At 69.2% G+C, this 25,338-nt stretch carries 13 protein-coding genes and 1 pseudogene; 11 read left to right on the top strand and 3 right to left on the bottom strand.

Annotation, left to right across the window (positions count from 1 at the left end; all coding sequences use genetic code 11):
- The first annotated feature begins 134 nt into the window (after nt 1-134).
- Nucleotides 135-1,286: an alpha/beta hydrolase gene (locus tag ACYQ5L_RS29180; protein WP_459961438.1), complete on the top strand. Its 1,152-nt coding sequence runs from the start codon at nt 135-137 to the stop codon at nt 1,284-1,286.
- Nucleotides 1,287-1,394: 108 nt separating this feature from the next.
- Here ACYQ5L_RS29180 and ACYQ5L_RS29175 read toward each other — a convergent pair whose 3' ends face one another.
- Together ACYQ5L_RS29175 and ACYQ5L_RS29170 are read right to left on the bottom strand one after the other, a co-directional pair.
- On the bottom strand, nt 1,395-5,387 hold the full coding sequence (locus ACYQ5L_RS29175; RefSeq protein ID WP_459961437.1) for an arabinosyltransferase domain-containing protein: 3,993 nt from the start codon (nt 5,385-5,387) through the stop codon (nt 1,395-1,397).
- 121 nt (nt 5,388-5,508) lie between these two features.
- Nucleotides 5,509-6,741: a glycosyltransferase 87 family protein gene (locus ACYQ5L_RS29170; protein ID WP_459961436.1), complete on the bottom strand. Its 1,233-nt coding sequence runs from the start codon at nt 6,739-6,741 to the stop codon at nt 5,509-5,511.
- A 337-nt stretch (nt 6,742-7,078) separates the two neighbouring features.
- On the opposite strand from ACYQ5L_RS29170, the gene ACYQ5L_RS29165 reads away from it, so the two are divergent.
- From ACYQ5L_RS29165 to ACYQ5L_RS29140, 6 genes and pseudogenes are all read left to right on the top strand, one after another.
- Nucleotides 7,079-8,572 (top strand): MDR family MFS transporter, encoded by a 1,494-nt coding sequence (locus ACYQ5L_RS29165; RefSeq protein WP_459961435.1) that lies wholly within the window; start codon nt 7,079-7,081, stop codon nt 8,570-8,572.
- 286 nt (nt 8,573-8,858) lie between these two features.
- Nucleotides 8,859-9,266: a Fur family transcriptional regulator gene (locus tag ACYQ5L_RS29160; RefSeq protein WP_459963576.1), complete on the top strand. Its 408-nt coding sequence runs from the start codon at nt 8,859-8,861 to the stop codon at nt 9,264-9,266.
- 38 nt (nt 9,267-9,304) lie between these two features.
- On the top strand, nt 9,305-11,527 hold the full coding sequence (gene katG / locus ACYQ5L_RS29155; protein ID WP_459961434.1) for a catalase/peroxidase HPI: 2,223 nt from the start codon (nt 9,305-9,307) through the stop codon (nt 11,525-11,527).
- Between the two features lie 123 nt (nt 11,528-11,650).
- Nucleotides 11,651-11,929: pseudogene (locus ACYQ5L_RS29150) on the top strand (FAD-dependent monooxygenase); the annotation flags it as partial.
- A 59-nt stretch (nt 11,930-11,988) separates the two neighbouring features.
- Nucleotides 11,989-12,615 carry a TetR/AcrR family transcriptional regulator C-terminal domain-containing protein gene (locus tag ACYQ5L_RS29145; RefSeq protein ID WP_459961433.1) on the top strand — a complete coding sequence of 209 codons (627 nt, stop codon included), beginning with the start codon at nt 11,989-11,991 and terminating at the stop codon, nt 12,613-12,615.
- Between the two features lie 62 nt (nt 12,616-12,677).
- On the top strand, nt 12,678-13,133 hold the full coding sequence (locus ACYQ5L_RS29140; protein WP_459961432.1) for a type II and III secretion system protein family protein: 456 nt from the start codon (nt 12,678-12,680) through the stop codon (nt 13,131-13,133).
- 87 nt (nt 13,134-13,220) lie between these two features.
- Here ACYQ5L_RS29140 and ACYQ5L_RS29135 read toward each other — a convergent pair whose 3' ends face one another.
- Entirely contained in the window at nt 13,221-13,931 is a 711-nt protein-coding gene (locus ACYQ5L_RS29135) for a DUF8020 domain-containing protein (RefSeq protein WP_459961431.1), read from the bottom strand.
- 288 nt (nt 13,932-14,219) lie between these two features.
- Here ACYQ5L_RS29135 and ACYQ5L_RS29130 point away from each other — a divergent pair, with 288 nt between their 5' ends.
- The 4 genes from ACYQ5L_RS29130 to ACYQ5L_RS29115 all read left to right on the top strand — a co-directional run bounded on the left by ACYQ5L_RS29130 (nt 14,220) and on the right by ACYQ5L_RS29115 (nt 25,330).
- Complete coding sequence (locus tag ACYQ5L_RS29130; protein ID WP_459961430.1) at nt 14,220-15,233, top strand: FecCD family ABC transporter permease; 1,014 nt, start codon at nt 14,220-14,222, stop codon at nt 15,231-15,233.
- Nucleotides 15,230-16,279 carry a FecCD family ABC transporter permease gene (locus tag ACYQ5L_RS29125; RefSeq protein WP_459961429.1) on the top strand — a complete coding sequence of 350 codons (1,050 nt, stop codon included), beginning with the start codon at nt 15,230-15,232 and terminating at the stop codon, nt 16,277-16,279. The genes ACYQ5L_RS29130 and ACYQ5L_RS29125 overlap by 4 nt, the downstream gene beginning before the upstream one ends.
- Nucleotides 16,280-16,291: 12 nt before the next feature.
- The gene (locus tag ACYQ5L_RS29120; protein ID WP_459961428.1) at nt 16,292-17,140 is read left to right on the top strand and encodes an ABC transporter ATP-binding protein; all 849 of its coding nucleotides are present in this window, start codon (nt 16,292-16,294) and stop codon (nt 17,138-17,140) included.
- A gap of 147 nt (nt 17,141-17,287) precedes the next feature.
- A complete protein-coding gene (locus ACYQ5L_RS29115) occupies nt 17,288-25,330 on the top strand; it encodes a non-ribosomal peptide synthetase (protein ID WP_459961427.1) in 8,043 nt (2,680 codons plus the stop codon).
- Nucleotides 25,331-25,338 lie beyond the last annotated feature (8 nt).

The following is a 25,338-nucleotide window of genomic DNA, read 5'->3' as shown; positions in this document are numbered from 1 at the left end:
TCGGATTCGGGGAGACCCCAGCATCATGGGCACGTTATGCTGCACGGCGACCCTCGCGCCGGGCTCCGGCCGCGACGGGTGATCGGGGAGGCGCGGCCGGGTAGGGCCGCACAATAGAAAGGCCAAAACAGGATATGCGTGGCGTGGCTGTGCGAGGGGCGCAGGAGCGCCCACACAGATCCCGGGGTGGGTGGGTCAAGCGGACCGTGGTCGGTGCCGTGGTGGCCGCGCTGCTACCGTTCGGGGCGTCGGTGGGAGCTGGACCGGCTGCGGCGGAATACGATCCGGCCGCCTTCGACTTCTGGGTGGACTCCAGCATGGGGTCGATCAAGACTCGGATCCTGCGGGCGGCGGACGGCAATACCGATCGGGTGGTGTACCTGCTCGACGGTGAGCGCGCCGAATCGGATATGAACGGGTGGGAGGAATACACCACCATTCCCGCGGCACTGGCCAAGTTCAATATCAATGTGGTGATGCCGGTCGGCGGCATGTCCAGCTTCTATGTGGACTGGGACGCGCCGAGCAGCTTCAATGGCGTGAACATCGACGGATCGGCCCTGCCGGGCGCGGATTCCGGATCGGCGATCTCCGGCTGGACCGAGACCTCGGGCAAGACCAGCACCTATGTGTGGGAGACGTTCCTGACCCAGAACCTGCCGACCGCGCTGCAGAATCGCTTGGGATTCAGCAAGACTCGCAACGGCGTGTTCGGGCTCTCCATGGGCGGCAGCGCCTCGCTCATGATGGCCGCCTACCATCCGGAGCAGTTCGTGTACGCCGGTTCGCTGTCGGGCTACCTGAACATGTCCGCGCCGGGTATGCGAGAAGCCCTGCGGCTGGCCATGATCGCCGCCGGCGGCTACAACATCGATTCCATGGCGCCGGAGGGCAGCGAGAAGTGGCGGCGGATGAATCCGTACAACTTCGTGGATCTGCTGCGGGCCAATGGCACTCAGCTCTACATCTCCGCGGGTAGCGGTCAGCCGGCGCAGCAGGACCTGTCCTCGGCCGACGCCATCATCCAGGGCATGCCGCTGGAGGCGATCGCGCTGGCGAATACCCGTGCGTTCGAATCGAAGCTGGGAGCGCTGGGCTACGACAAGGTGACCTACGACTTCCCGAGCATCGGCGTGCACAACTGGGGCAACTGGCAGCAGGTGGCCAACCGCATGCTGCCGGATATCGCCAAGTACGTGGGCAAGCCGCTGCCCGCCGGTCAGGCGCCCGCGGGACCGCCGCCGGGCGAGGGCCAGCCGCCCGGCGAGGTGCAGCCGCAGAACTAGCGGCGGGGAAAGACCGGAAGCAATTCGGGGGCGTGCCCCGGGTGCGGACATCGGGTCCGTGGCCCGGGGCACGCCTCTTTCGGCATCTCTGCCGACGGCGTGCCGCCGTCAGCCGGTCGTGATCGGCGCCTCATCCGCCCAGCCCCAACGGGTTTCGACCCGGGTGCCGATGGTGGCGGTCGGCACCGAGAGGAACCGGTTGAGCAACTGCAACTCACCCCAGTCCCGAGTCCAATCGTGCTCGAGATAGCTGGGTACCGTGCGCGACCGCATCAGCACGTTGGTCCAGCCGAGCGGCCCGCCGCCGGTATCGCCCTGCCAGGTCTCCGCGACCCGCGCATTGAGCTTGTCCGGCAGAATCCGCCACACCGGCAGCTCGGCGACGCCGTCCTCGGTGTCGAACGGGCGCTGGCACGGGAAGGCGAATCCCACCTGGAAATCCGCCAGCACCGGATCCGTGCCGACCACCGAACCCAATGTCGCCAGCTTCGGCAGGCGCGGCGGAGTGACGGCGATCCACTGCCGCCCCGTTGGATCGTCCACCCTGGCGACCAGCCGAATCGCATTGGCTCCCTCGGGAATTCGACCCAGTTCGATCGGCATGTTCCGCCACATCGGCGCGCCGCCGATGGTCGGCGGCGTCAACTCGCCCAGTGCCCGGACGGTCCCGTCCTCGGCCCGATGCGCGAACTCCACCCGCAACCGCTGTCCGGGAAGCTCCCGGCCGTTGTCGTCGACGGACGCGATATGACCGGCCGCAGTCAGGACGAGCACTCGGTAGGCCGAATCCCGCAGTGCGGCAGCCAGATCGATTCGATACCACTGCGACGTCAGCTCGGCGGGCTTCGCTTCTCCGGTCGCGTAGCTGCCCAGCACGGGCGTGCGCACCGGATCCAACCCGAACGGCAGCGCAACGGTGCTGCCATTGATTCCGGGCTGTCCCGCACGCGGATCGCCGCCGGGTCCCCCCGCGCCGCCCGGTGCGCTTGAGCCGCCTGGTGCGCCTGCGCCGCTGGGGGCACCCGAGCCGCCGGGTCCCCCCGGCGCTCCGGAGCCATCTCCAGGCGGCGGACCTTGCTGATCCCCGCCGGGCCCACCCGCATCCGGAATCAACGAGCCGACCCCATTGGCCGTGAACCCGGTGTTCTGCGCCGCGAGCCCATCCGCCACCGACCCGGTGTACGGCTGCAACAACGAATCCCCGGTATTCCGCTCCACGAGAACGTCATCCGCCATGGCGCACGAATCCCCGCCCAGCGCCCGCAGATTCGACAGCGCCACCGAATAGGCCGGGTACTGCCGATAAGCAGCCACCGCCATGGTCCCCACCTCGAACAGCACCAGCGCCGCCAGAGCCGCGGTCAACGGCCGAATCGCGAAGCGGTCGGACACCTTCGAATCCGCATCGCCGGCGGTGAACCGAGGCTCGCGGTAATACCGCCACACGGCGACCAGCAGGCACACGACCGTGAGTCCGAGGAATACCGTCGCGACCGCGACCCCGCCGACCGCAGGCGCCCGATCCGGCCAGGCCACCCCGTAGCCGGACACGTACCACCACCCACTGGACCCGGTGAACGCAACAGCCAGCAGGAAGAACACCGCCGCCGCGAACAGCGTCCGGTAATGCCGGGCCCGAACCCCATTGCTCCCCATCGCAACCGCCGTCACAGCCGCCACCGCCGCCGCCAGCCCCGCATACACCCCGAGATGATGCGTCCATTTGGTAGGCGTGAACATCATCAACACCAGCGCCATGAACACCACCCCGAGCACCCGCGCCACCGGCCCCCGCGCGGTATCCGGAATCCGCCCACCCTTCCGCAACGCCACCAGCACGCACGTCCCCAGACAGAGCAGCATCACCAGCACCCCGAACCGCCGCGCCACCGACCCATCAGGCGTCAACGACAACAACGACTCCCACCGCGTCAGCTCATCCGACCACCCCAGATCCGGCCCGACAGCCTTCCGCACCCGCGTAGCCTCCAACACCGTCGCCAGCGTCTGATCCGCGAACACAACCACCAGCACCACCAGCCCCGCCGCCAACCCCGGCGCGACAAGCGCACTGTAGGCCAGCGCCTTCCGCCAACCCGAGCCCGAACCACCGCGGCCCACCGCGTCGCCGGCCCTGCTCACACGTCCACCGGCACGGGCGGGCGAGCCCGCACCCCTGCCGCCGCGAGCATTGTCTACGCCCACACCGCCGATTTCGGCGTGGATGCCAGTGTTCGCGCTGGCGAGTTCGTCGCCGCTACTGCCGTCACCGGCGTGGCCGGGAGCGCCGGTGAGCCTGCCAGCTCGAGTTCTGTCCTCGCGCGCGTTAGCGGCCCGAGCGCCGCCGCCTGTGCCTGCGCCGCCTCTGCCACTGTTGCCGCCGTTGGCGTCGCCGCTGCCGCCGGTACCAGCACCGCTGAGCTCGTCGCGAGCGCTGTTACCGTCGCCACTGGAGCGGATGGGCTTGCTGCCGCTTCGGTAGGCGGCGCTCGCGACGCTGGGCATGTTCCGGCCCTGCCCGAGGCCGGCGGCGCCGGTCCTGGCGCGAACAATGATCGTGCGGAGGACCGTCCGGGAGCCTGCGATCAGGGCTGCCACGCAGATCAGGCCGCTCGGTCCGGCGGCCAAGGAGAAGGCCGCGATCAGGACCGCGATGGAGGCGGGGAGCAGACGCCTGGTTGCGATGGCGCGTTCCATCGAGCACCAGGTGAGCAGTGCGCCCAGGGCGATGAGGGGTTCGGGGCGCAGGCCGTTGTTGTAGGGGAGCCAGATGGACAGGAAGGCCAGGCCCGCGGTCCAGCGGGCCACGGTGCTGGAGCGGACTCGGGAACCCAGGCGCGGCAGGACTTCCCGGCTGATCACCCACCAGCACAGCAAGCCGGTGAGCAGTGCGGGCAGGCGGAGCCACAGACCTGTTTCGGTGAAACGGGTCAGCTGGGCGAGAACTTCGTAGGGCCAGCCGAAGGGGGCTTCGGCGACGCCGAACCAGCGGTAGTAGTTGGCGGTGTAACCGGCCTCGCGGGAGGCGCGGGCCATGGTGAGGATGTAGCCGTCGTCGGAAGTGTTGGCGCCGATGACATGCCAGAGCGCCAAGGCGCCGGCGACCACACCGTCGAGCGGGGTGAGGCGCCACCAGCGGGCGGGCAGGAAGCGGCGCGCGCTGCGGCCGTCGGTCGTGTCGAGCAGGTGGAGGGCGATCAGGGCGATGAGGGTGAACAGCACCGCACCGGCGATGGCGGCCAGTTTCAGTGGGCTCGGGCTGGAGGAGAAGCGGGCGTCGATCTCGGCGTGCAGGCGGGCATCGCCTAGTCGGGCGCGCTCCAGATCGGTGTAGACGCCGACGATTTGGGGACGTATATCCGATTCGACCACAGTGTGGAAGGCCGAACCGTCCGCGCGGGTGAGGCCGGTCAGCTCGGCCGTGGTGGCGGTGGACGTCGACTGCACGACGAGTGCCGCACAGCGCGGAGCCGCAACGACATTCGGATCGACACCGGGAGCGGCCCCGGGGCTGAGCGCCGAATCGCCAGGGGGCGGCGAAGTTTCACCTGATGGCGGCGTAGCCCCCGGCTGGCCGATTCCGCCAGGCCGGGTAATGCCAGGCGGGGGAGTGGATCCCGGCGGTGGAGTGGTGCCGGGCGGCGGTGTGGATCCCGGTGTCGGGGTCACGCCCGGGGGGATGGCGCCGGGTGCGGCCGCGCCGGGTGCGGTGGTCGCGGGCGCGGCGGTGGGTCCGGCGCCCACCCCGCTGCCATCAGGCGCGGTCGGCTCGCCCTCGGGTGTTGTTCCGGCGCCGATGATTTCGGTGAGCGAGGCGGTCAGCAGCGGATTGTTGCGGAGCAGGACCGACAGGGTGCGCCCGGTATCGGGTTCGTCCTCGACACGGACCAGCAGACCCTTCTCGGCCGCTCCCGGAGCTTGGGCCGGAATGGTCGACAGCACGGTTCCGCCGGGGGCGTCCCGGAATACCGTGCAGGGGATGGTCACATCCAGTGACAGCGGCACGTAGTCGACCAGGGGGGCGGTCAGCTGAACCGCTTGCGGCTGTGGCCAATCCAGGCTCGCTTGCTGCTGCCGGACCGGGAGCAGCGGCGTAGCCACAGCCAGCAGAACTGCCAGAACCCCCGATACGGCGGCGATTACTCGAACTCGGGCGAACCGAGGTGAATCTGCACGCACGAGGTCCGACTCTAGCCATCACGGCCGGAAAACCGCGCGCCAGTTAACCGACACTGCGTTGTATGCGCTGAAAAACCCCTGGTGGAAGGCTTTTTCGTACTCCGAACGCCAGCACGATCGCGTACACGATGACATAGATGTTCAGCAGCACCGGCGCGATCGTCCACCACTGCGGGTACAGGAACAGGCCGATCGACACGTATTCCGTGTTCCAGGTGTACGCCCAAGCTCCGATCGAGCCGAACAGCACCGCCGCCGCGATCCACCAGTACGGCCGGGCCTGGGCCCGATGGACGAGGTAGACGAACAGCGGGACGAACCACACCCAGTGGTGGCCCCACGAGAACGGGGAGACCGCGCACGCCGTCAGGCCCGCGAGGGTCACCGCGAGCAGGCGTTCACCGCGCCGGTACAGCGCGCTCGTCGCCACCAGGCTCACCACGGCGACGGTTCCGGCGAGCACCAGCCACAACCACGTCGACGCCTCGCCATGGGCGAGATGGGCGAGGGCCCCCCGAATCGACTGATTCGCCGGAATGTCATCGGGGGCGATGCGATCCGATTCGAAGAACGTCTTCAACCAGTACTGCCGCGAATCATCGGGCAGCACGATCCAGGCCAGCGCCACCGTCCCCGCGAAGGTCGCCGCCGCGACGCCGGCCGCACGCCACTGCCGCAGTGCGAGGAACTGCAGGATGAAGTAGCCGGGCACCAACTTGATCCCCGCGGCGATCCCGACGCCCACACCCCGCAGCCTGCTGCCCTCGGGGCGCGAGAAGCCCCAGAGCACGAGCAGCATCAGCATCAGATTGATCTGCCCGTAGAACAGCGTGGTGCGCACCGGCTCGAGGAACAGGCACGTCATCGCCAGCAGCGCGCTGACCCCCGCGATCCGCCCGCTCAGCCGATACCCCAGCAGCTGCCAGCTCAGCAGCACACACCCGTACAGCGCACCCAGATTCAGCAGCATCCAGGTGTAGGTGACATACGCCCACGGCACCGCCGCGATCGGGGTGAAGGCGATGGCCGAGAACGGCGTGTAGGTATAGAGCAGCCCGTACAGCGTCGGCTCGGTATAGAGCGGGTCCCCGTTCAGCGCCTTCAGCGCCCCGTCCCGATAGATGTGCGCGTCCAGCCCGCCGGCCAGGATCCCGGCCTTGTCCATCCACGGATCGACCGTGGTGAACAGCAGAATCAGCGCCAGTCCGGCCCCGGCGGCGAGCAGCACGAGGGTCCACCGCGAACGCGTGACTTCCGACCCCCGCCCTGTACCCACAGCTCGTTACCCTACGTAAGCAGGGGGCGGGGATCATGCCCACGGAGCTGGGGTGTCGCGTCAGGGGGCGTGACCAGCCTCACCCCGCGATCTTGAACGCTCGTGAGAGTCGCTGGTGAGCAGCTGATTTCAACGAGCTATGACCGTGGTGCCCCCGAAAATTGGGGTGAAACGTGTCGTACCCGACAGGAATACTTTTTCGCGACCGATGAGTTGAGCGAACTATTGCCGTCTGATCTCGTGTGGAGCCGGGACGAGGCAATACCTCGCCTCCGGCCACACGTCGACTCGCATCGGGCCACACGTCGTCCAGCACTATGCCCCCGGAGGTAACCCCTTGACCCCCGAAATATCCGCCGGCACCGCAACCGGAGGGAAGACGCCCGTCGTCATCCGCCTCCTGGTGCTCGCGACGTTCGTGGTGATCCTGAACGAAACCATCATGATCAACGCGATTCCGCGTCTGATGGAAGATCTTCACGTCACCGAGCGGTCGGCCCAATGGGTTTCCACCGCCTTCATGCTCACCATGGCAGCGGTCATCCCGGTGACCGGATGGTTCCTGCAGCGGGTCAGCACCCGTCAGGCCTACGCCATCGCCATGGGCGTCTTCCTGGCCGGCACCGCGCTCTCGGCCATCGCGCCGAACTTCGCCGTCCTGCTGGTCGGCCGGATCATCCAGGCCGGCGGCACCGCGGTCATGATGCCGCTGCTCATGACCACCCTCATGACGGTGGTGGCCGAGCACGATCGCGGCCGGGTCATGGGCAATGTCACCCTCGCCATCTCGGTCGCCCCGGCCATGGGCCCGGTCATCTCCGGCCTGGTGCTGCAGATCGCGTCCTGGCGCTGGCTGTTCGTGCTGGTGCTGCCGATCGCGGGCGTGGTCACCTTCTTCGGGCTGCGGCAGCTGGAGAATGTCGGTGAGCCGCAGACCGGTTCGATCGACTGGGCCAGCGTGGTGTTCGCGGCGCTCGGCTTCGGCAGCCTGGTGTACGGCCTCAGCAAGTTCGAGACCGGCCATGCCACCACGCCGATCCTGATCGCCGTCGTGGGCCTGGCGCTGGTCGCGGTGTTCGTGCTGCGTCAGCTGCAGCTGCAGCGCAATGGTTCGCCGCTGCTGGATCTGCGCGTGCTGCTGGCCGGCACCTACACCAAGGCGCTGATCCTCATGTCGGTCGCGTTCATGGCCATGCTCGGCTCCATGATCCTGCTGCCGCTGTATCTGCAGAACCTGCGCGGTCTCTCGCCGCTGCAGACCGGTCTGCTGGTCATGCCGGGCGGTCTGGCCATGGGTCTGCTGGGCCCGACCGTCGGCCGCATCTTCGACAAGTTCGGCGGCCGCGTGCTGGTGATCCCGGGTTCGATCGGCGTCTCGGTCGCTCTGGCCGGTTTCGCCTTCATCTCCATGTCCATTCCGTACGCGGCGCTGCTGGGTCTGCACATCCTGCTCATGATCTCGCTCGCCGCGGCCTTCACCCCGGTCTTCACCCTCGGCCTGGGCGCCCTCCCGCCGCACCTGTACTCGCACGGCAGCTCCATGCTCGGCACCCTCCAGCAGGTCGCCGCCGCCTTCGGCACGGCCCTGGTGGTCACCGTCATGTCCACCCGCAGCGAGTCCCTGATCGAGTCCGGCACCGGCCCGAAGGAAGCCCTGCTCTCCGGCATGAAACTCGCCTTCGGCCTCTCCGCCGTGCTCTCCCTGGTCGTCATCGTGATGGCGGTCCTGCTCCCCAACCGCGCCCCCGCCCCGGAGGAGTCGGACGAGCTCGGCCTCACCGTCGAAGACGAACTCGCCCTCGAGACCACACCAAAGCTCGTCAAGGACTAGGTGCGGGCTAGGCCCCAAGACCAAGTGCGGGGCTAGGCCCCAAGACCAAGTGCGGGGCTAGGCCCCAAGGGGCCGTGGGGCTACGCCCGGGGGTGTGGGGGCCAAGCCCCCACTAAGGGGTTGGGGGCTTAGCCCCCTCTCCCCAATACCGGCCGGAGGCCGGGTCAGACGTTGGTCTGGCCCGGCCTCTTCTCGTTGAAATCGTATATCTTCCCCGATTCAGCTGCGCTGAAGACTTGAATCAGTCATAATTCGGAACGTGTCCACAGCTGCGGATTTTCAGGGCATGCTGCGTGGCGCGGCGCTGCGGGTGACGGCACCGCGGGTTGCGGTGCTGACCGCAGTACATGAGCACCCTCATTCCGATACCGACTCCATATTGCAGCGCGTGCGCGAGACGCTCGGCGCCGTCTCCCATCAGGCGGTGTACGACGTCCTGCGAGCCCTCACCGACGCCGGCCTACTGCGCCGGATCCAGCCCATGGGCTCGGTGGCGCGCTACGAGACGCGCGTCGGCGACAACCACCATCACGTCGTCTGCCGCTCCTGCGGAGTGATCGCCGACGTCGAATGCGCCGTCGGCGAAGCGCCCTGCCTGACCGCCTCGGACGACAACGGATTCGCCCTCGACGAGGCCGAAGTCATCTATTGGGGACTGTGCCCGGATTGCCGGGCAGCGCAGCAACCCTCCTGAACAGCAGCCCGAAATACCAACTCCCGAAAGGAATCCCCGTGTCCCAGGAACACCCGCCAATCGGAGAAGCCAGCACGGAACCCGCCGCAGGTTGCCCCGTCACCGGTCGGCTCAAGTTCCCGACCGAGGGCGGCAGCACCAACCGTGAGTGGTGGCCCAATCAGCTGAACCTGAAGATCCTGCAGAAGAACCCGGATGTCATCAATCCGCTGGGCGCGGACTTCGACTACGCCGCGGCGTTCAAGACCCTCGATCTGGCCGCGGTCAAGCAGGACATCATCGAGGTCATGACCACCTCGCAGGACTGGTGGCCCGCCGACTTCGGCCACTACGGCCCGTTCTTCATTCGTATGGCCTGGCACGCCGCCGGCACCTACCGCATCAATGACGGCCGCGGTGGAGCCGGCGCCGGCATGCAGCGCTTCGCGCCGCTGAACAGCTGGCCCGACAATGCCAGCCTGGACAAGGCCCGCCGCCTGCTGTGGCCCGTCAAACAGAAGTACGGCAACAAGCTGTCCTGGGCCGACCTCATCGTCTACGCCGGCAATGTGGCGCTGGAGGACATGGGCTTCCAGACCTTCGGCTTCGGCGGCGGCCGCGTCGACCAGTGGGAGCCCGAGGAGGACGTGTACTGGGGTCCCGAGCAGACCTGGCTCGGCGATGAGCGCTACACCGGTCAGCGCGATCTCGAGAACCCGCTGGCCGCGGTGCAGATGGGCCTGATCTACGTGAATCCGGAAGGCCCCAACGCCAATCCGGATCCGCAGCTGGCGGCGGTCGACATTCGCGAGACCTTCCGCCGCATGGCCATGAACGATGTGGAGACCGCGGCGCTCATCGTCGGCGGCCACACCTTCGGCAAGACCCACGGCGCCGGCCCGGCCGATCACGTCGGTCCCGAGCCCGAGGCCGCCCCGCTGGAGGAGCAGGGCCTGGGCTGGAAGTCCAGCTTCGGCACCGGCGTCGGCAAGGACGCCATCACCTCCGGTCTCGAGGTCACCTGGACCCCGACCCCGACCAAGTGGGACAACTCCTTCCTGGAGACGCTGTACGGCTACGAGTGGGAGCTGTCCAAGTCGCCCGCCGGCGCGCACCAGTGGGTGGCCAAGAACGCCGAGGCCGTCATCCCCGACGCGTTCGACTCCTCGAAGAAGCACCTGCCGACCATGCTGACCACCGACCTGTCGATGCGGGTGGATCCGATCTACGAGCAGATCACCCGGCGCTGGCTCGAGCACCCGGAGGAGCTGGCCGAGGAGTTCTCGAAGGCCTGGTACAAGCTGACCCACCGCGATATGGGTCCCAAGGTCCGCTACCTCGGTCCCGAGGTGCCGGAGGAGACCCTGCTGTGGCAGGACCCGGTTCCCGCCGTCGACCACGAACTGGTCGACGCCTCGGATATCGCGGCGCTCAAGGAGCAGATCCTCGCCTCGGGTCTGACCGTCGCCCAGCTGGTTTCGACCGCCTGGGCCGCCGCCTCGTCCTTCCGCGGCAGCGATAAGCGCGGCGGCGCCAATGGCGGTCGTATCCGCCTGCAGCCGCAGGCCGGCTGGGAGGCCAACGAGCCCGATGAGCTCGCCCAGGCCATCCGCGTCCTGGAGGGCGTGCAGGAGTCCTTCAACTCCGCCCAGACCGGCGGCAAGAAGGTCTCCTTCGCCGACGTGGTCGTGCTCGGTGGCGCCGCCGCCGTCGAAAAGGCCGCCAAGGCAGCCGGTTTCGATGTCGAGGTGCCGTTCAGCCCGGGCCGCACCGACGCCACCCAGGAGCAGACCGATGTGGAGTCCTTCGCCGCGCTCGAGCCCGCGGCCGACGGCTTCCGCAACTACCTCGGCAAGGGCACCCGTCTGCCCGCCGAGTACCTGCTGCTGGACAAGGCCAACCTGCTCACCCTGAGCGCGCCGGAGATGACCGTCCTGGTCGGCGGCCTGCGCGTGCTGGGCGCCAACCACAAGCAGTCGGCGCACGGCGTCTTCACCGACAACCCCGGGGCGCTCACCACCGACTTCTTCGTGAACCTGCTCGATATGGGCACGAAGTGGGAGCCGACCTCCCCCGAGGCCGGCACCTACGAGGGCACCGATCGCGTCACCGGCGCGCCCAAGTGGACCGCCACCCGCGTCGACCTGGTCTTCGGCTCCAACTCCCAGTTGCGCGCCCTGGCCGAGGTCTACGCCCAGGATGACAACAAGCAGAAGTTCGTCGAGGACTTCGTCAAGGCGTGGACCAAGGTGTCCAACCTGGACCGCTTCGATCTGGCCTGATCCGGACCCGATCCGCACGAACGGAACCCCGCGAGCCACCCGGCTCGCGGGGTTTCCTCATGTGTCTCTTGCCTGCTCCTGGTCAGTGACCTAGTGTTGTTGGTCAGTGACCAACTGCAGGATATTCGCACGGACCGGCCCGGCGAGCTGACCATCGACGAGGTGCGTGCGCGCGTGCGGGAGCTCGCGGACGCCGACTGGGGGATGCATTCCCCGATCTGGTTGTCCCGCTTCGGGAATGCGAGCCGCCAGGCCGAGCGGTATCGGCAGGGCCGGGTGCTGCTCGCCGGTGACGCGGCGCATCAGCATTTCCCCGCCGGCGGGGTCGGCATGAATGTCGGGATCCAGGACGCCATGAATCTGGGCTGGAAGCTCGCGGCGACCGTTCGCGGGTGGGCGCCGATCCCGCGGACCTGCCGGGCGCACTCGGGGCCGCCGGTCTCCCGTCCTAGACTGGGTCAGTGACCAACAAGCAACCGGTGCGCACCGCGCGCGTGGGACTGGCTCGGGAGTCGGTGGTCGAGACGGCCCTGGAGATCCTGAACGAGAAGGGCCGCGACGCGGTGTCCATGCGCGCGATCGCGGACCGCCTCGGCGTGCGCATGAATACAGTCCTCTGGCACGCCAAGACCAAGAACCGGTTGCTCGAACTGATGGCGGACGCGATCCTCGGCGCCACCGACACCGGGAATTTGCCGGATGCCTGGGACGACCGGTTGCGCGAGCTCACGCACCGCATCCGGCGCTCGCTGCTCGCCTACCGCGACGGCGCGGCGGTCGTGGCGGGCACCTACTCGCCCGAGCCCGGGACCCTCCGGGTCGCCGACGCCCTTGTCGCGGCCCTGCTCGACGGCGGCCTCGACCCCAAGCGCGCGGCGTGGGCCTGTTGGACCATCGTGTATTTCGTGGTCGGCCTCGTGCAGGAAGAGCAGGGCTACCCGGCCGCCGACACGACCCGGATGGCCGAGCATTTCTCCTCCGGGGTCTATCCGGCGCTGACGCGTGTCGCGGATCACCTGCGCGACAGTTCATTCGACGAACGCTTCGAATACGGTCTCGGCCTGATCCTGGCCTCGCTGAGGGCCTAGTGGCGCGGCACGCGCACGGGAATGGGGCATCTGCCCGATAGTGGTTGCTGGGTGGATGCGCGATGATCGAGATCTTGCTCGATATCGATTCATATCCCTCGACTTCGCAGGAGCGGCTCGTGACCTCTGCTCGAATCCTTTCCACGCTGGTGGCGGCCGGCGCCCTCATGCTCGCCGATCCGGCCTTGGCCGCGGCCGAGCCGTCCGTGCAGGTGGTCGGCGGCCGGGAGCGCATCAAGATCGCGGTCGCCGGCACCGAATACCCGGCTGATCGCTGCCTCGTCGACCCGGATTCCGAGCGGCACACCCAGAGCCTGCCGGTTCCGGCCTCGGGAACCCTTGTCGCCGAGGGCATTGCCGCGGGCCGGGCGCACGTCATGGTGTGGTGCCCGCAAGGCGGCGTGATCTGGCGCGGCTATGTCGAGGTGCAGCCGGGCAATCCGATCCTCGATCTGCAGGACCGCGCCTTCGCCGCCGCGGGGAGCAGCGATCGGGTGACCGACCCGGCGCTGCGCTGAGTTACGCAGCGGCACAAGCCTGATCGGCCTGCCGCGCAACGCAGATCAGGCCCGGCAGTGAACTGCCGGGCCTGACCTGTGCTGCTCTTACTTGGCCGACTGCGCGTTGGGCATCGGCGAGTTGATGGTGGTGAAGTACTGCGCGGCGGCCAGGATGGCGACCGGGGCGGTGACGAAGATCTGGCCCGCCAGGGTGCCGAGGAAGCCGAGGGAGGAGGCGCCGATGAGGCATCCGGCGAGGGGGCCGGCACCGAACATGAGTGCCAGGGGTCCGGTCAGCGCGGCACCGGCGATGCCGCCGATGACGCAGCCGACCGCCGCGCCGCCGATACCGCCGACCAGGGTGGCGACGGAGGCGCCGAGGGCGATGGTGCTGGTCATGCGGGACCAGGCGGCGACCTCGCGGTCGTACTCGGACTTCCAGGGAGCCTTGTCCTCGTAGGGCAGGGCTACCGGCTTGTAGACGGCCTTGTCGATCTCGAACTTCGGGGTCAGCGTCGCGGTGTTGCCGGAGATCTCGGCGGCGATCGGGAATTCGAACTCGTCGACCCGGAACTTCAGCTCGGTGCCCGCGACGGTCGCGCCGTTGGCGGCCTTGACCTTGAAGACGCCGTCCTCGACCACCATCGAACCGGCGTCGGTCCGGATGATGGTGTTGGTCTCACTGTTGGTGAGGGTGTAGCTGATCGCGTCGGCCTCGACGGAATCGGCCTGCGGCGCAGCGTGGCTCGCTCCGGCGGTGACGGTCGTGGCGACGGCGAGCGCGGCGGCGACCAGGGCGGCCTTGGTGAATCTCACGGGGGGTGAACCTCTTTCTGTTCCCTCATCAGGACATGCGTCATCCGGCCCGGTGCCATCGGTGGTCAATCGCAGTGCGGGCCAAGCGAACACGGCTTCGTCCGGCCGGCGGGGGCTTGGAAACAGCTGACGTTTTGCTGAACGTCAGCTGTGAGCCGGACAGCGGACACGTTAGGGTAGGTAAGCCTAAGTAGCAAGAGCTTCATTTTGGAAGTGCTGCGCCCGGGCCCGGCCCGACGGGTCGCGGGGCCCGGCGCGCAGCGTGGATCACTGGAGAGAAACGACCCTATGGACAGCCCGCATTCGCGGTCCCGGCCCTGGTCAGGATGGTTGCTGGCGGTGGCCGCGCTGGCGGCCGCCGCGCTGCTCAGCCTGCTCGTCGGCACCAAATCCATTCCGGTCGGTGAGGTCTGGAACGCATTGTGGGGACCCGGTGAATCACCGGATCACCTGATCGTCACCCAGTACCGGGTGCCGCGGACGCTGCTCGGACTGCTCGCGGGCATCGCCCTCGGCGTGGCCGGATGCCTCATGCAGGGGCTCACCCGCAACCCGCTGGCAGATCCGGGACTGCTCGGCATCAATGCCGGAGCGGCCTTCGGCATCACCCTCGCGGTGGCGTTTCTCGGTGCGGCGGAGATCACCTCGTATGTGTGGTTCGGCTTCGCCGGGGCCGCGGTGGTCTCGCTGGTGGTGTACCGGATCGGCACCGCGGGCAGGCAGGGCGCGGACCCGGTGCGGCTGACCCTGGCCGGCGTTGCCGTGACCGCGGTGCTGTCCGGGCTCACCAAGGGATTGATCCTGTTGAACGCCAAAGCCTTCGAGGAATGGCGGCACTGGGAGTCGGGCTCGCTGACCGGCCGCGGCTACGACGTGATCGCCGGGGCCGCGCCGTTCATCGCCATCGGCCTGGTCGCCGCGATCGTCGCCGCGCGCTCGCTCAATGCCGTGGCGCTGGGGGAGGACCTCGCGCATGCGCTGGGCGTCAATGTCGGCCGCACCCGGCTGCTCACCGCGGCGGCGCTGACCCTGCTGTGCGGCACCGCCACCGCGGCGGTCGGCCCGATCACCTTCGTGGGGTTGGCGGTGCCGCATATCGCCCGCTGGATCGTCGGACCGGATCAGCGCTGGATCGTGGCCTATTCGATGGTGCTCGCGCCGATCCTGGTGATCGGCGCGGATGTGCTGGGCCGCGTGCTCATTCCCTCCGATGAGGTGCCCGCCGGACTGGTGAGCGCCTTCCTCGGCGCGCCGGTGCTCATCTATCTGGCCCGGCGGGCGCGAGCGGGGGCGGCGGCGTGAGTACCGGAATCGATTTCGGGCGTAGCCAATTGGTGGTTCGCACCCGCGGGCTGACCGCGCGTGTGGGGGTGCGGACCGTGGTGGTGTGCGCGGTGCTGCTGGTGGCGGCGCTGGCCGTGGCGGTGCTGTCGCTGGGCAGCGGGGACTACCCGATTCCGCCGGACCGGGTGGTGCGCGCGCTCCTGTTCGGCGATCAGCGCTTCGACCGGCTCGTGGTGTGGGAGTGGCGGTTTCCGCGCGTGGTGCTGGCCCTGGCGCTGGGCGCGGCGCTCGGGGTGAGCGGCGCGATCCTGCAATCGGTGACGCGGAACCCGCTCGGCAGCCCCGATATGGTCGGCTTCAATACCGGCGCCTACACCGGCGCGCTCATCGTCATTCTGACCATGGGCGGCGGACCCTTCCCGGCGGCGCTCGGCGCTCTGGTCGGCGGCCTGGCTTCCGCGCTGATCATCCAACTCCTCGCCTTCCGCCACAATGTGACCGGCTTCCGGCTGATCATCGTGGGTATCGGCGTGAGCGCCATGCTGGCCTCGATCAATACCTGGCTGATCCTGCGCGCCGATCTCCAATCGGCCATGTCGGCCGCCGCCTGGGGCGTGGGCACGCTCAATGGCGTGACCTGGTCGCAGGTCGCGCCCGCGCTGCTCATCCTGGCTGTGCTCGGCTTGGCCGCGATTCCGGCCGCGCCCCGCTTGCGCACCCTGGAACTGGGTGATGACCTGGCGCGATCCTTCGGTCTCGAGGTGAGCCGAATCCGGTTGCTGCTCATCATGCTGAGCGTGGCGCTGACCGCCGCGGCCACGGCGGTGGCGGGACCCATCGCCTTCGTCGCGCTGGCCGCGCCGCAGCTGGGCCGCCGCCTGGCGCGCACGCCCTCCACCGCGCTGTTCCCGGCCGCGGCCATGGGCGCGCTGCTGCTGGTGGTCTGCGATTTCATCTCGCAGCGCATCTTCGCGCCCACCACCTTGCCGGTGGGCGTCGTCACCGTCTCGATCGGCGGGGTGTATCTGGCGTATCTGCTGGTGGCCGAGGCTCGAAGGAACTAGAGGAAGCTGTTGATGCACGAAAAGCACGGTCCCGTCGCCGAGCCGGGCGCCGAGGACGCGAAAACCGCACGGCTGCGGGCGGATCGGGTTCGCCTCGGGTACCGGGGACGGACCATCAGCGACGAGCTCTCGGTGGCCGTTCCCGACGGGGAGTTCACGGTCGTGATCGGACCCAACGCCTGCGGCAAGTCCACGCTGCTGCGCGCCCTGGCGCGCCTGCTCGCACCCGAATCGGGGGCGGTGTTGTTGGACGACAAGGCAATCGGCTCGTATCCGGCCAAGGAGGTCGCGCGCCGGGTCGGTCTGCTGCCGCAGACCTCCACCGCCCCGGACGGCATTCGCGTCGCCGATCTGGTGGCGCGCGGGCGGTTCCCGCATCAGACCCTGCTGCGGCAGTGGTCCAAGGCCGATGAGGAGGCGGTGGCCGCCGCCATGGCCGCGACCGGCGTCACCGAGCTGTCGGCGCGGCTGGTCGACGAGCTGTCCGGCGGTCAGCGCCAACGGGTTTGGATCGCCATGGTGCTCGCCCAGGACACCCCGATCATCCTGCTCGACGAGCCGACCACCTATCTGGACATCGCCCATCAGATCCAATTGCTGGATCTGTGCCGGCGGTTGAACCGGGAATCCGGGCGCACCGTGGTCGCGGTCCTGCACGATCTGAACCACGCCTTCCGCTACGCCGACCATCTCATCGCCATGAAGGACGGGCGGGTGATCGCGGCGGGTCCGCCCAAGCAGATCGTCACCGCCGAGCTGGTGCGCGAGGTCTTCGCGCTGGGCTGTCGCATCATCGACGATCCGGAAACCGGCGCGCCATTGGTCATACCCCTGGCCGAGAATGCCGCGCCGGTGGTCTGAACCCCTCGTTGACCAGCCGGAACAGGAAGGTTCCCACTTGGAATTAAACTTAGGCTAACCTATTTTGGCCCCTCCCTCGCTGGACTCATCGAGCCCGGGTGGACCGAGGGAGGGGCCGAATGTCGTTGAGGGTGAAGGGAGTTGCCGGTGGATCGGAACGGCTCGGGAGCCGACCAGGCCGAGGCGGCCGGGGCGGGATTGCCGCTCACCGGGCCGCAGCTGGGTATCTGGAACGCTCAGCGATTCGATCCGGAATCCGGCCGCTACCTCGTCGGCGAGGTCCTCGAGATCTCCGGCGACCGGCCCATCGACATCGACCTGCTGGCCGAGGCCATCCGCAAGACCGTCGCCGAATCCGAGAACATGCGGCTGCGCTTCCGGGAAACCGCCGACGGGCCACGGCAATTCGTCACCGCTGCGGCCGCCGAACTGCGACCGACCATCGACCTGCGGGCGGCCGCCGATCCGCTGGCCCTCGCCCACGAGGCCGTGGCCCTGGAACGGCAGCGCGCCGCCGAACACTGCAAGGCCATGGTGGATCGGCAGCTGTACATCTACACGCTGATCCGGCTGAGCGACACCGAGGTGTGGTGCGTGCAGCTCTACCACCACCTGATCGTCGACGGCTACAGCGCGGCCCTGCTCTCCCGCCGCGTGGCCGGTCACTACACCTCCATGCGCCGCGGAACCAAGCCGCCCAAACAGACTTTCGGCACCATTGCCGCCCTGGTCGCCGAGGAGCAGGAATACCGCGCCGGCGAACAGTTCGAACAGGACCGCCAGTTCTGGCGCGACCAGCTGACCCCGTGGCCCTCCCTGGACGGACGCGGACGGCATGTCGGCGGCGCGGTGGAGCGGACCGTTCGCGGCGAGGCGATCCTGACCGCCGACACCCTCGCCACCCTGAAGGAATGCGCCGACAACTACGGCGTCACCTGGGCCGATGTCCTCGTCGCCTGCTACGCCGCCTTCATCGACCGCGAACTCGGCAGCTCCGATGTGGTCCTGTCCATGCTGCTCATGGGCCGCGTCGGCCGCGCCGCCCTGTCCACGCCATCCATGGCCGTGAACGTCCTGCCCCTGCGCCTGACCGTGCGCGCCGACGACCGCCTCGGCGAACTCGCCCCGCGCGTCGCCGCGACCCTGCGCGAAGTCCGCGCCCACCAGCGCTACAGCGGCGATGACCTGGCCCGCGACTTCCACGGCTACGGCGCCGGTGAACTCCTGCACGGCGTCGGCATGAACCTCAAGGTCTTCGACTTCTCCCTCGACTTCGACGGCTCCCGCGGCGTCCTCCGCAATGTGGCGGGCGGCCCGCCCGAAGACCTCGGCGTGGTCGTGACCCCCCTGCCCGACGGCACGGTCCTGATCGGCTTCGAATCCGACGCCCGCACCAACGACGGCGACTCCGTCCGCCGCCGCGTCGACGGCCTGATGCGCGTGATCAACGCCTTCACCGGCGCGGACAAGCCCCCCGTGGGCGCCCTCGAACTACTCGACCCCGCCGAGCGGACGCAGTTGCTGGCCACGCGTTCGGTGCCCGCACCCGCCACCACCGTCGAGCTGGTTCCCGAGGCGTTCGACCGCCTGGTAGCCAACCACCCCGACGCGATCGTGCTCGCCTCCGGCGACATCGAGTGGACCGCCGCCGAATTCGGCTCCCACGTCAACCGCCTCGCCAACTACCTGCGCGCCAATGGAATTCGCCCCGACTCGGTCGTCGGCGTAGCCCTCCCACGCTCAGCGGAATTCGTAGTCGCCCTGTTCGCGATCTGGCAGGCAGGCGGCATCTACTTGCCCCTGGACCCCGAACACCCGGTACCCCGCCTGCGCAGCATGATCGCCGATGCCGCACCGGAATTGGTGCTGAGCGCCGGACAGCTGGCAGCGGACCTCGCCGCCGGCCCGCACGAATCACCGTCCGAAACGGCCGGCGCCGGGCTCGGCGCGCTCGACCCCGGAGACCGTGCGCGCGATGCGGCGGCCGGTGTGGCCGGTATCCGCCCCACCGCATACGCCGCCCGGACCGGCGCGATAGAGACCACAGCCGGTGCTGACGAGGCGGGGGCGGGCGCTCGCGATTCCGCAGGTGACGCCGACGCAGGCGGGGCCGGTGTGGCCGACACCGAAACCGGTGCTGACGAGACTCACGTGGAATACAGGCGGACCGGTGCCGGTGGGACCGGCACTCGCACCGGCGATATCGCGTCTGCTGCGGATGCGGTTGGAGATCGCAGGCGCGGCGAGCGGCACCGCGTGGTGGATATCGGCAGCGTGGAGTTCCAGTCGCGGCTGGAAGCCTGCCCCGGTTCACGGCGGCCGGATGAGGCTGGCGCGCGGGTGGATTCGCGTCATGGCGCGTATTTGATCTACACGTCGGGGTCTACCGGGCGGCCCAAGGGCGTGCTGGTGGATCACGGGGCGCTGGCGCGGTTGGTGGCGGCGCATCGGGCTGGGATGTATGCCGAGACGGCGGAGCGGGCCGGGCGGGCGTTGCGGGTGGCGCATACGACGTCGTTCGCGTTCGACGCGGCGTTGGATCCGCTGTTGTGGATGCTCGATGGGCATTGTGTTCGGGTGTACGACAGTGAGATTCGGCGAGATCCTGCCACGTTGGTTGCGGCGTTCGGGCGGGACCGGATCGATGTCGTGGACGGGACGCCCGCTTTCGCGGCGGGGCTGCTGGATCACGGGCTGGCGGATATCGCGCCGCGGTTGCTGGCGCTCGGCGGTGACGCCTGCTCGCCGGAATTGTGGCAGCGGATTCAGCGGGCGGGGATCGCGGCGGTCAATCTGTACGGGCCGACCGAGTCCACCGTCGACGCGATCACCGCGGTCGTGCGGGATGCGACGCCGCATATCGGGCAGCCGCTGCCCGGGACGCGAATCTACCTGCTCGACAATGGTTTGCAGGTTGTCGCGGACGGCCGGATCGGGGAGCTGTATCTGGCGGGGCCGCAGCTGGCGCGCGGATATCTCGGGCGGCCGGACGCCACGTCGGATCGGTTCGTGGCCGATCCGTACGGTCCGCCCGGGGCGCGCATGTACCGCACGGGCGACCGTGCGCGCTGGGTGCCGGGCCGGGGCTACGAATATCTGGGCCGCATCGACAATCAGGTGAAGATTCGCGGGCATCGCGTCGAATTGGGCGAGGTCGAGGCCGCGCTGGGCGGGCTGCCCGAGGTGCGCGCCGCGGCGGCCGATATCCGGGAGATCGCCGGGCGGCCGACCTTGATCGGATATGTCGTGGCGGGCGCGGACATCGCCTCGGGTTCCGGTCGGCCCGCGGGTTCCGCGGGCGAATTCGCGCCCGGGCGGACCGCGCTGGATTCGGTCGAATTGCGTTCGAAGCTGGCCGATCTGGTCCCCGATCACATGGTGCCGTCGAGGCTCGTCTTTCTCGACGAGCTGCCGCACACCGTCAACGGCAAGCTGGACCGGGCGGCGCTGCCCGAGCCGCCGTCGGAGACCGGTGGGCGAGCGGCATCAACGCTCGCCGAGCAGTCCGTCTGCACGGTGGTGGCCGCGGCGCTCGGCCATGATGCGGTGAGCATCGACGACGACTTCTTCGGGGTCGGCGGCGACAGCATCACCGCCATCAGCGTGAGCAGCCGGTTGCGGGAGCGGGGGCTGATCCTGTCGCCGCAGGACCTGCTGACCAGGCGACCGCTGGCCGAGCTCGCGGCGACTGCCGCTGCGGCCGCGATCTCCGCTGCGACCACCGATGCCCCGAAGGCGGAGCGCGGGATCTCTATGGCGTTGCCGCAGTGGAGCATTGACGAGCTGGCGGCACAGTACGGGCCGGTCGCCGATGTGCTGCCGCTCTCGCCGCTGCAAGAGGGGCTGCTGTTCCACGCGCTGCGTGATGGTGACGACGACATCTACACCATGACGGCGCGTTTCGAGCTGGCCGGTGCGGTCGACCCGGATCGGCTGGAGGTCGCGTTCCAGCGCATGCTGGCGCGGCATCCGAATCTGGGTGCGGCGTTCTGCTACGAGCAGTTCGATCAGCCGGTGCAGGTGGTGCCGCGCACGCCCGGATCGGGTTGGCGTGTGGAGGATCTGCGGGGCCTCGCGGTCGACGAGGCCGAGCGGGTCGCGGTGGAGCTGGAACAGCAAGCCGGGGCCGAGCGGTTCGATATCGCCGCGCCGCCGCTGTTGCGGGTGCTGCTGATTCGCGTGACCGATACCTCGCAGCGGCTGGTGCTGATCGCGCATCACCTGCTGGCGGACGGCTGGTCGGTGCCGATCATGCTGCGCGAGACGCTCGCGCTGTACCACGGCGAAGGCGAAATGCTGCCTGTCCCGGGGTATTACGGCGACTATCTGGCCTGGCTCGGAGCATGCGACACCGAGGCGGCCGTCGATCGCTGGCGCGACTACCTGCTCGGTGTACCCGCGCCGTCTCTGATCGGCATCCCGGGACAGCGCTCGCATGCCGTCGGGTTGCGAGTGCCGTTGCCGGACAATGCCGCCACCGCGCTGGAGGACATGGGCCGTCGTTTCGGCCTGACCATGAACACCCTGCTGCAGGGTGCGTGGTCCATGGTGCTGGCCGCTCATCTCGGCCGCACCGACGTGGTCTTCGGCACGGTCGTCTCCGGTCGCCCGGCGGATCTGCCGGATGTCGAGACCACCGTGGGGCTGTTCAGCAATACGGTTCCGGTTCGCCTGCCGCTGGATTCGCGGCGGTCGTTGCCGGATCAGCTCGTCGACTTCCAGCGCACCTCGTTCGAGATGCAGGCCCAGGGCTACCTGGGACTGGCCACGGTCGAGCGGGCCGTGGGCCTCGGCCACCTGTTCGACAGCCTGGTCGTCTTCGAGAACTTCCCGAAATCCGGTCTGCACCAGCCGGAATCGCACGAGCTGCGGGTGGCCGACGTCTTCGTGCACAGCCTGACGCACTACCCGATCGTGGTGACCGCGCGGCCGGGTGAGCGTTTCGACCTGCTGCTGCACCACGATCCGGCGGCGGTGCCGGAGGTGGTGGCCACCGAGCTGGCGGACCGGCTCGGGGCCGTGCTCACCGCGCTGATCGCCGATCCGGACGCCACCGTCGCGGCGGTAACCGAGACGACCCGTCAGCGCGAAAGCCACGGCGACACCCTCGCCACGTGGGGTGCGACCATTGATCTCGCCGCACCCGCGGTGACGGCCGAAGGCGTGACGATCGACTACGGCGACTTCCATGCCCGCGTGAATCGCCTTGCCCACTGGTTGATTTCGCAGAACGTCGGTCCCGAAACCGTGGTCGCGGTGGCAATGCACCGCTGCGCCGATTCGGTGATCGCCGCCCACGCCATTGTCCGATCCGGCGCCGTCTACCTGCCGATCGATCCCGAACAGCCTGCCCAGCGGATCGACGGCATTCTCGAAACCGCCGCTCCGGCAATGATTCTGACTATCACCGCCGACGGCTTCGACACCGGGCGCGCCCCGGTCGTCGCCGTCGACCAGCTGGATATCACCGTATTCGCGGACACCGAGATCACCGACGCGGAGCGAGTCGCACCCTTGCGCCCCGCCAACTCTGCCTATCTGCTGTTCACCTCCGGCTCGACCGGTGTGCCGAAGGGCGTCACCGTCGCGCACGAGTCGATCGTGAACACCTTCGAATGGCTACAGCGCCAACAGCGTTTCGGCCCGGGCGACACCGTGCTCTACCGCACCCCGCCCACCTTCGACGCCTCCCTGCTCGAGCTGTTCCTCCCCCTGCTGGTCGGCGCTCGCATCGTCCTCACCCGACCGAACGGCCACAAGGACCCCTACTACCAGGCTCAGCTCATGGCCGAGGAGCAGGTGACCGCCGTCCAGATGACGACCTCCATGCTCACGGTCCTGGCCGAGGAAACCGACCTCACCGCCTGCACCGCCCTGCGTTGCGTCATCACCGGCGGCGAGGCCCTCCCGCCCGCCACCGCCCACCGCGTCCGCGCCCTCACCGGCGCCCACGTGAACAACCTCTACGGCCCGACCGAGGCCGCCGTCTGCATCACCTACCACGACACCACCGACGCCGACACGCTCTCCGTCCCCATCGGCCGCCCCGCCACCCGGGCCGGAGTCCGCGTCCTCGACGAGCACTTGCGTCCCGTCCCAGCGGGAACGATCGGCGAGCTGTACCTCACCGGCATCCAGCTGGCCCGCGGCTACCTCGCCAAGCCCACCCTGACCGCGGGCTCGTTCGTCGCGGACCCGCACGGCCACGGCGACCGCATGTACCGCACCGGCGACCTCGTGAAGTGGAACCCCCAAGGCGAACTCGACTACCTCGGCCGCGCCGACAGCCAGGTCAAACTCCGCGGCCAGCGCATCGAACTCGGCGACATCGAATCCGCCCTCCTCACCTGCGAGGGCGTCGCCCAAGCCGCCGTCCTCCTCCGCGAGGACACCCCGGGCGACCAACGCCTGGTCGCCTACCTCATCGCCCGCTCCGGCGCCGAACTCGACACCGCCGCAGTGCAATCCGCACTGACCCAACTCCTACCGGCCTACATGATCCCCGCCGCCTACGTCGTGCTCGACCACATCCCGCGCACGGCAAGCGAAAAGATCGACCGCAAGGCGCTCCCCGCTCCGGGGCAGAACACCGTGCCCACGCCCGGTAGCGTGCCCACGCCCGGTGGTGTGCTCGTGCCCGGTGGCGTGCCCGCGCCCGGTGGTGTGCTCGTGCCCGGTGGCGTGCCCGCGCCCGGTGGTGTGCTCGTGCCCGGTGGCGTGCCCGCGCCCGGTGGTGTGCTCGTGCCCGGTGGCGTGCCCGCGCCCGGTGGTGTGCTCATGCCCGGCGGCGCACCCGCATCCGCACCCGGGGCACCCCCGGCAGTGGAGGCGTTCCCCGGTCATCCCGGCGTGCTTTTGGCCGGGATCCGGACCCCCAGCACACCACCAAATGTGGTGGATTCCGGCCAAACCCACGCCGGAATGACGGAGGCAGGTTCGCTCGCCGACATCCGCGCCGCCATGGCCGCGGTGCTCTCGGTCCCCGAAATCGGCGCGGACGACGACTTCTTCGCCGCCGGCGGGCATTCGCTCACCGCGGTGCGGCTGATCGGCAGACTGCGGCGCGGCGGAGTGGCGGCGGTCCTCGACGACGTATTCGCCGCGCCCACCCCGCGCGCACTGGCGGCAAGGATTTCCACGACCTTCCCGACAACCGGCCTCGCGTTCACCGCGGCGTCCGACCCCGGCGCCGCCGACCGATCCGGCTCTGCCAGTCCGGATTCGGCGGCGATCGCCGCGTCGGGAGCACGCTCGGCTGCCGCCCTTGCGGTGCCGGATTCCGCGGCCGACACGGCGAGTGGCCGCGACAGCGGTGTGCCTTCGGACTCCACGACCGCCGCACCGGCCGCGTCCGCCGTTGGGCCGGACCCCTTGGCCGGGATGGCGCACGGCTCGGCGGGCGCTGCGAGCGTGCACCTCGGACTCGGCGCAGTGGCTGCCGCGGAACGCTCCGAGTGGCTCGCCATGATGGGCAGTCGTCTCGATCATGTGCTGGAGTTGCGTTCCGGTGGTGCGGGCGCGCCGTTGTTCTGTGTGCATCCGGTCGGCGGGACCGCGTGGCAGTTCGGGCCGTTGGCTCGGGTGTTGCGGGCGGATCGGGCGATTATCGGGTTGCAGTTGCCCGCGTTGGGGGGCGATGACTTCCGGGCGGGGTCGCTGGAGGAGCTGGCCGGGTATTACCTGGGCACTATTCGGAGCATTCAGCCGGAGGGGCCGTATCACCTGCTCGGGTATTCGCTGGGCGGGAATGTGGTGCATGCGATCGCGGCGCGGTTGGAGGCGGCGGGGGAGTCGGTGGCCTTTGCGGGGCTGGTCGATTCGCATCCGCTGGCCAATCTGGTCGAGCAGGCCGGGCGGGCGCTGGGGGATGCGGCGGCGCTGGACGAGCTGTTGCCTGAATTGCCCGAGGATGCACCGGAACTCGCGGCAGTCGTGCGATCGGCGGCGGCCGAGCTGCTCGGCATGGTCGGGGGTTCGGCGACTCCGCGGTACGGCGGGGCCATGAATTTGTATGCCGCCGACGACGGTTCGGCGCCCGCGCGCACCGAGGCGCAGGTGAGCGGCTGGCGGGCGGCGGGGGCCCGGCTGGTGGTCCGGCGGCTGCCGTACTCGCACTTCGGCATCGTGTCCCCGGCCGGGTGGACCGAGGTCGCGGCGCTGCTCGACGTCGATCCCGCGATCGCCGGATGAGCCTCCCG

The organism is Nocardia sp. IFM 10818, from assembly GCF_054655275.1.
The sequence above is the reverse complement of the archived record's forward strand: the minus strand, read 5'-3'. Positions and strand labels throughout refer to the sequence as shown.

Coding starts and splice junctions, on each gene's coding strand:
- ACYQ5L_RS29130 (WP_459961430.1), top strand. CDS start 14,220: ATGGACAGCCCGCATTCGCGGTCCCGGCCCTGGTCAGGATGGTTGCTG.
- ACYQ5L_RS29180 (WP_459961438.1), top strand. CDS start 135: ATGCGTGGCGTGGCTGTGCGAGGGGCGCAGGAGCGCCCACACAGATCC.
- ACYQ5L_RS29160 (WP_459963576.1), top strand. CDS start 8,859: ATGCTGCGTGGCGCGGCGCTGCGGGTGACGGCACCGCGGGTTGCGGTG.
- ACYQ5L_RS29140 (WP_459961432.1), top strand. CDS start 12,678: ATGATCGAGATCTTGCTCGATATCGATTCATATCCCTCGACTTCGCAG.
- ACYQ5L_RS29120 (WP_459961428.1), top strand. CDS start 16,292: ATGCACGAAAAGCACGGTCCCGTCGCCGAGCCGGGCGCCGAGGACGCG.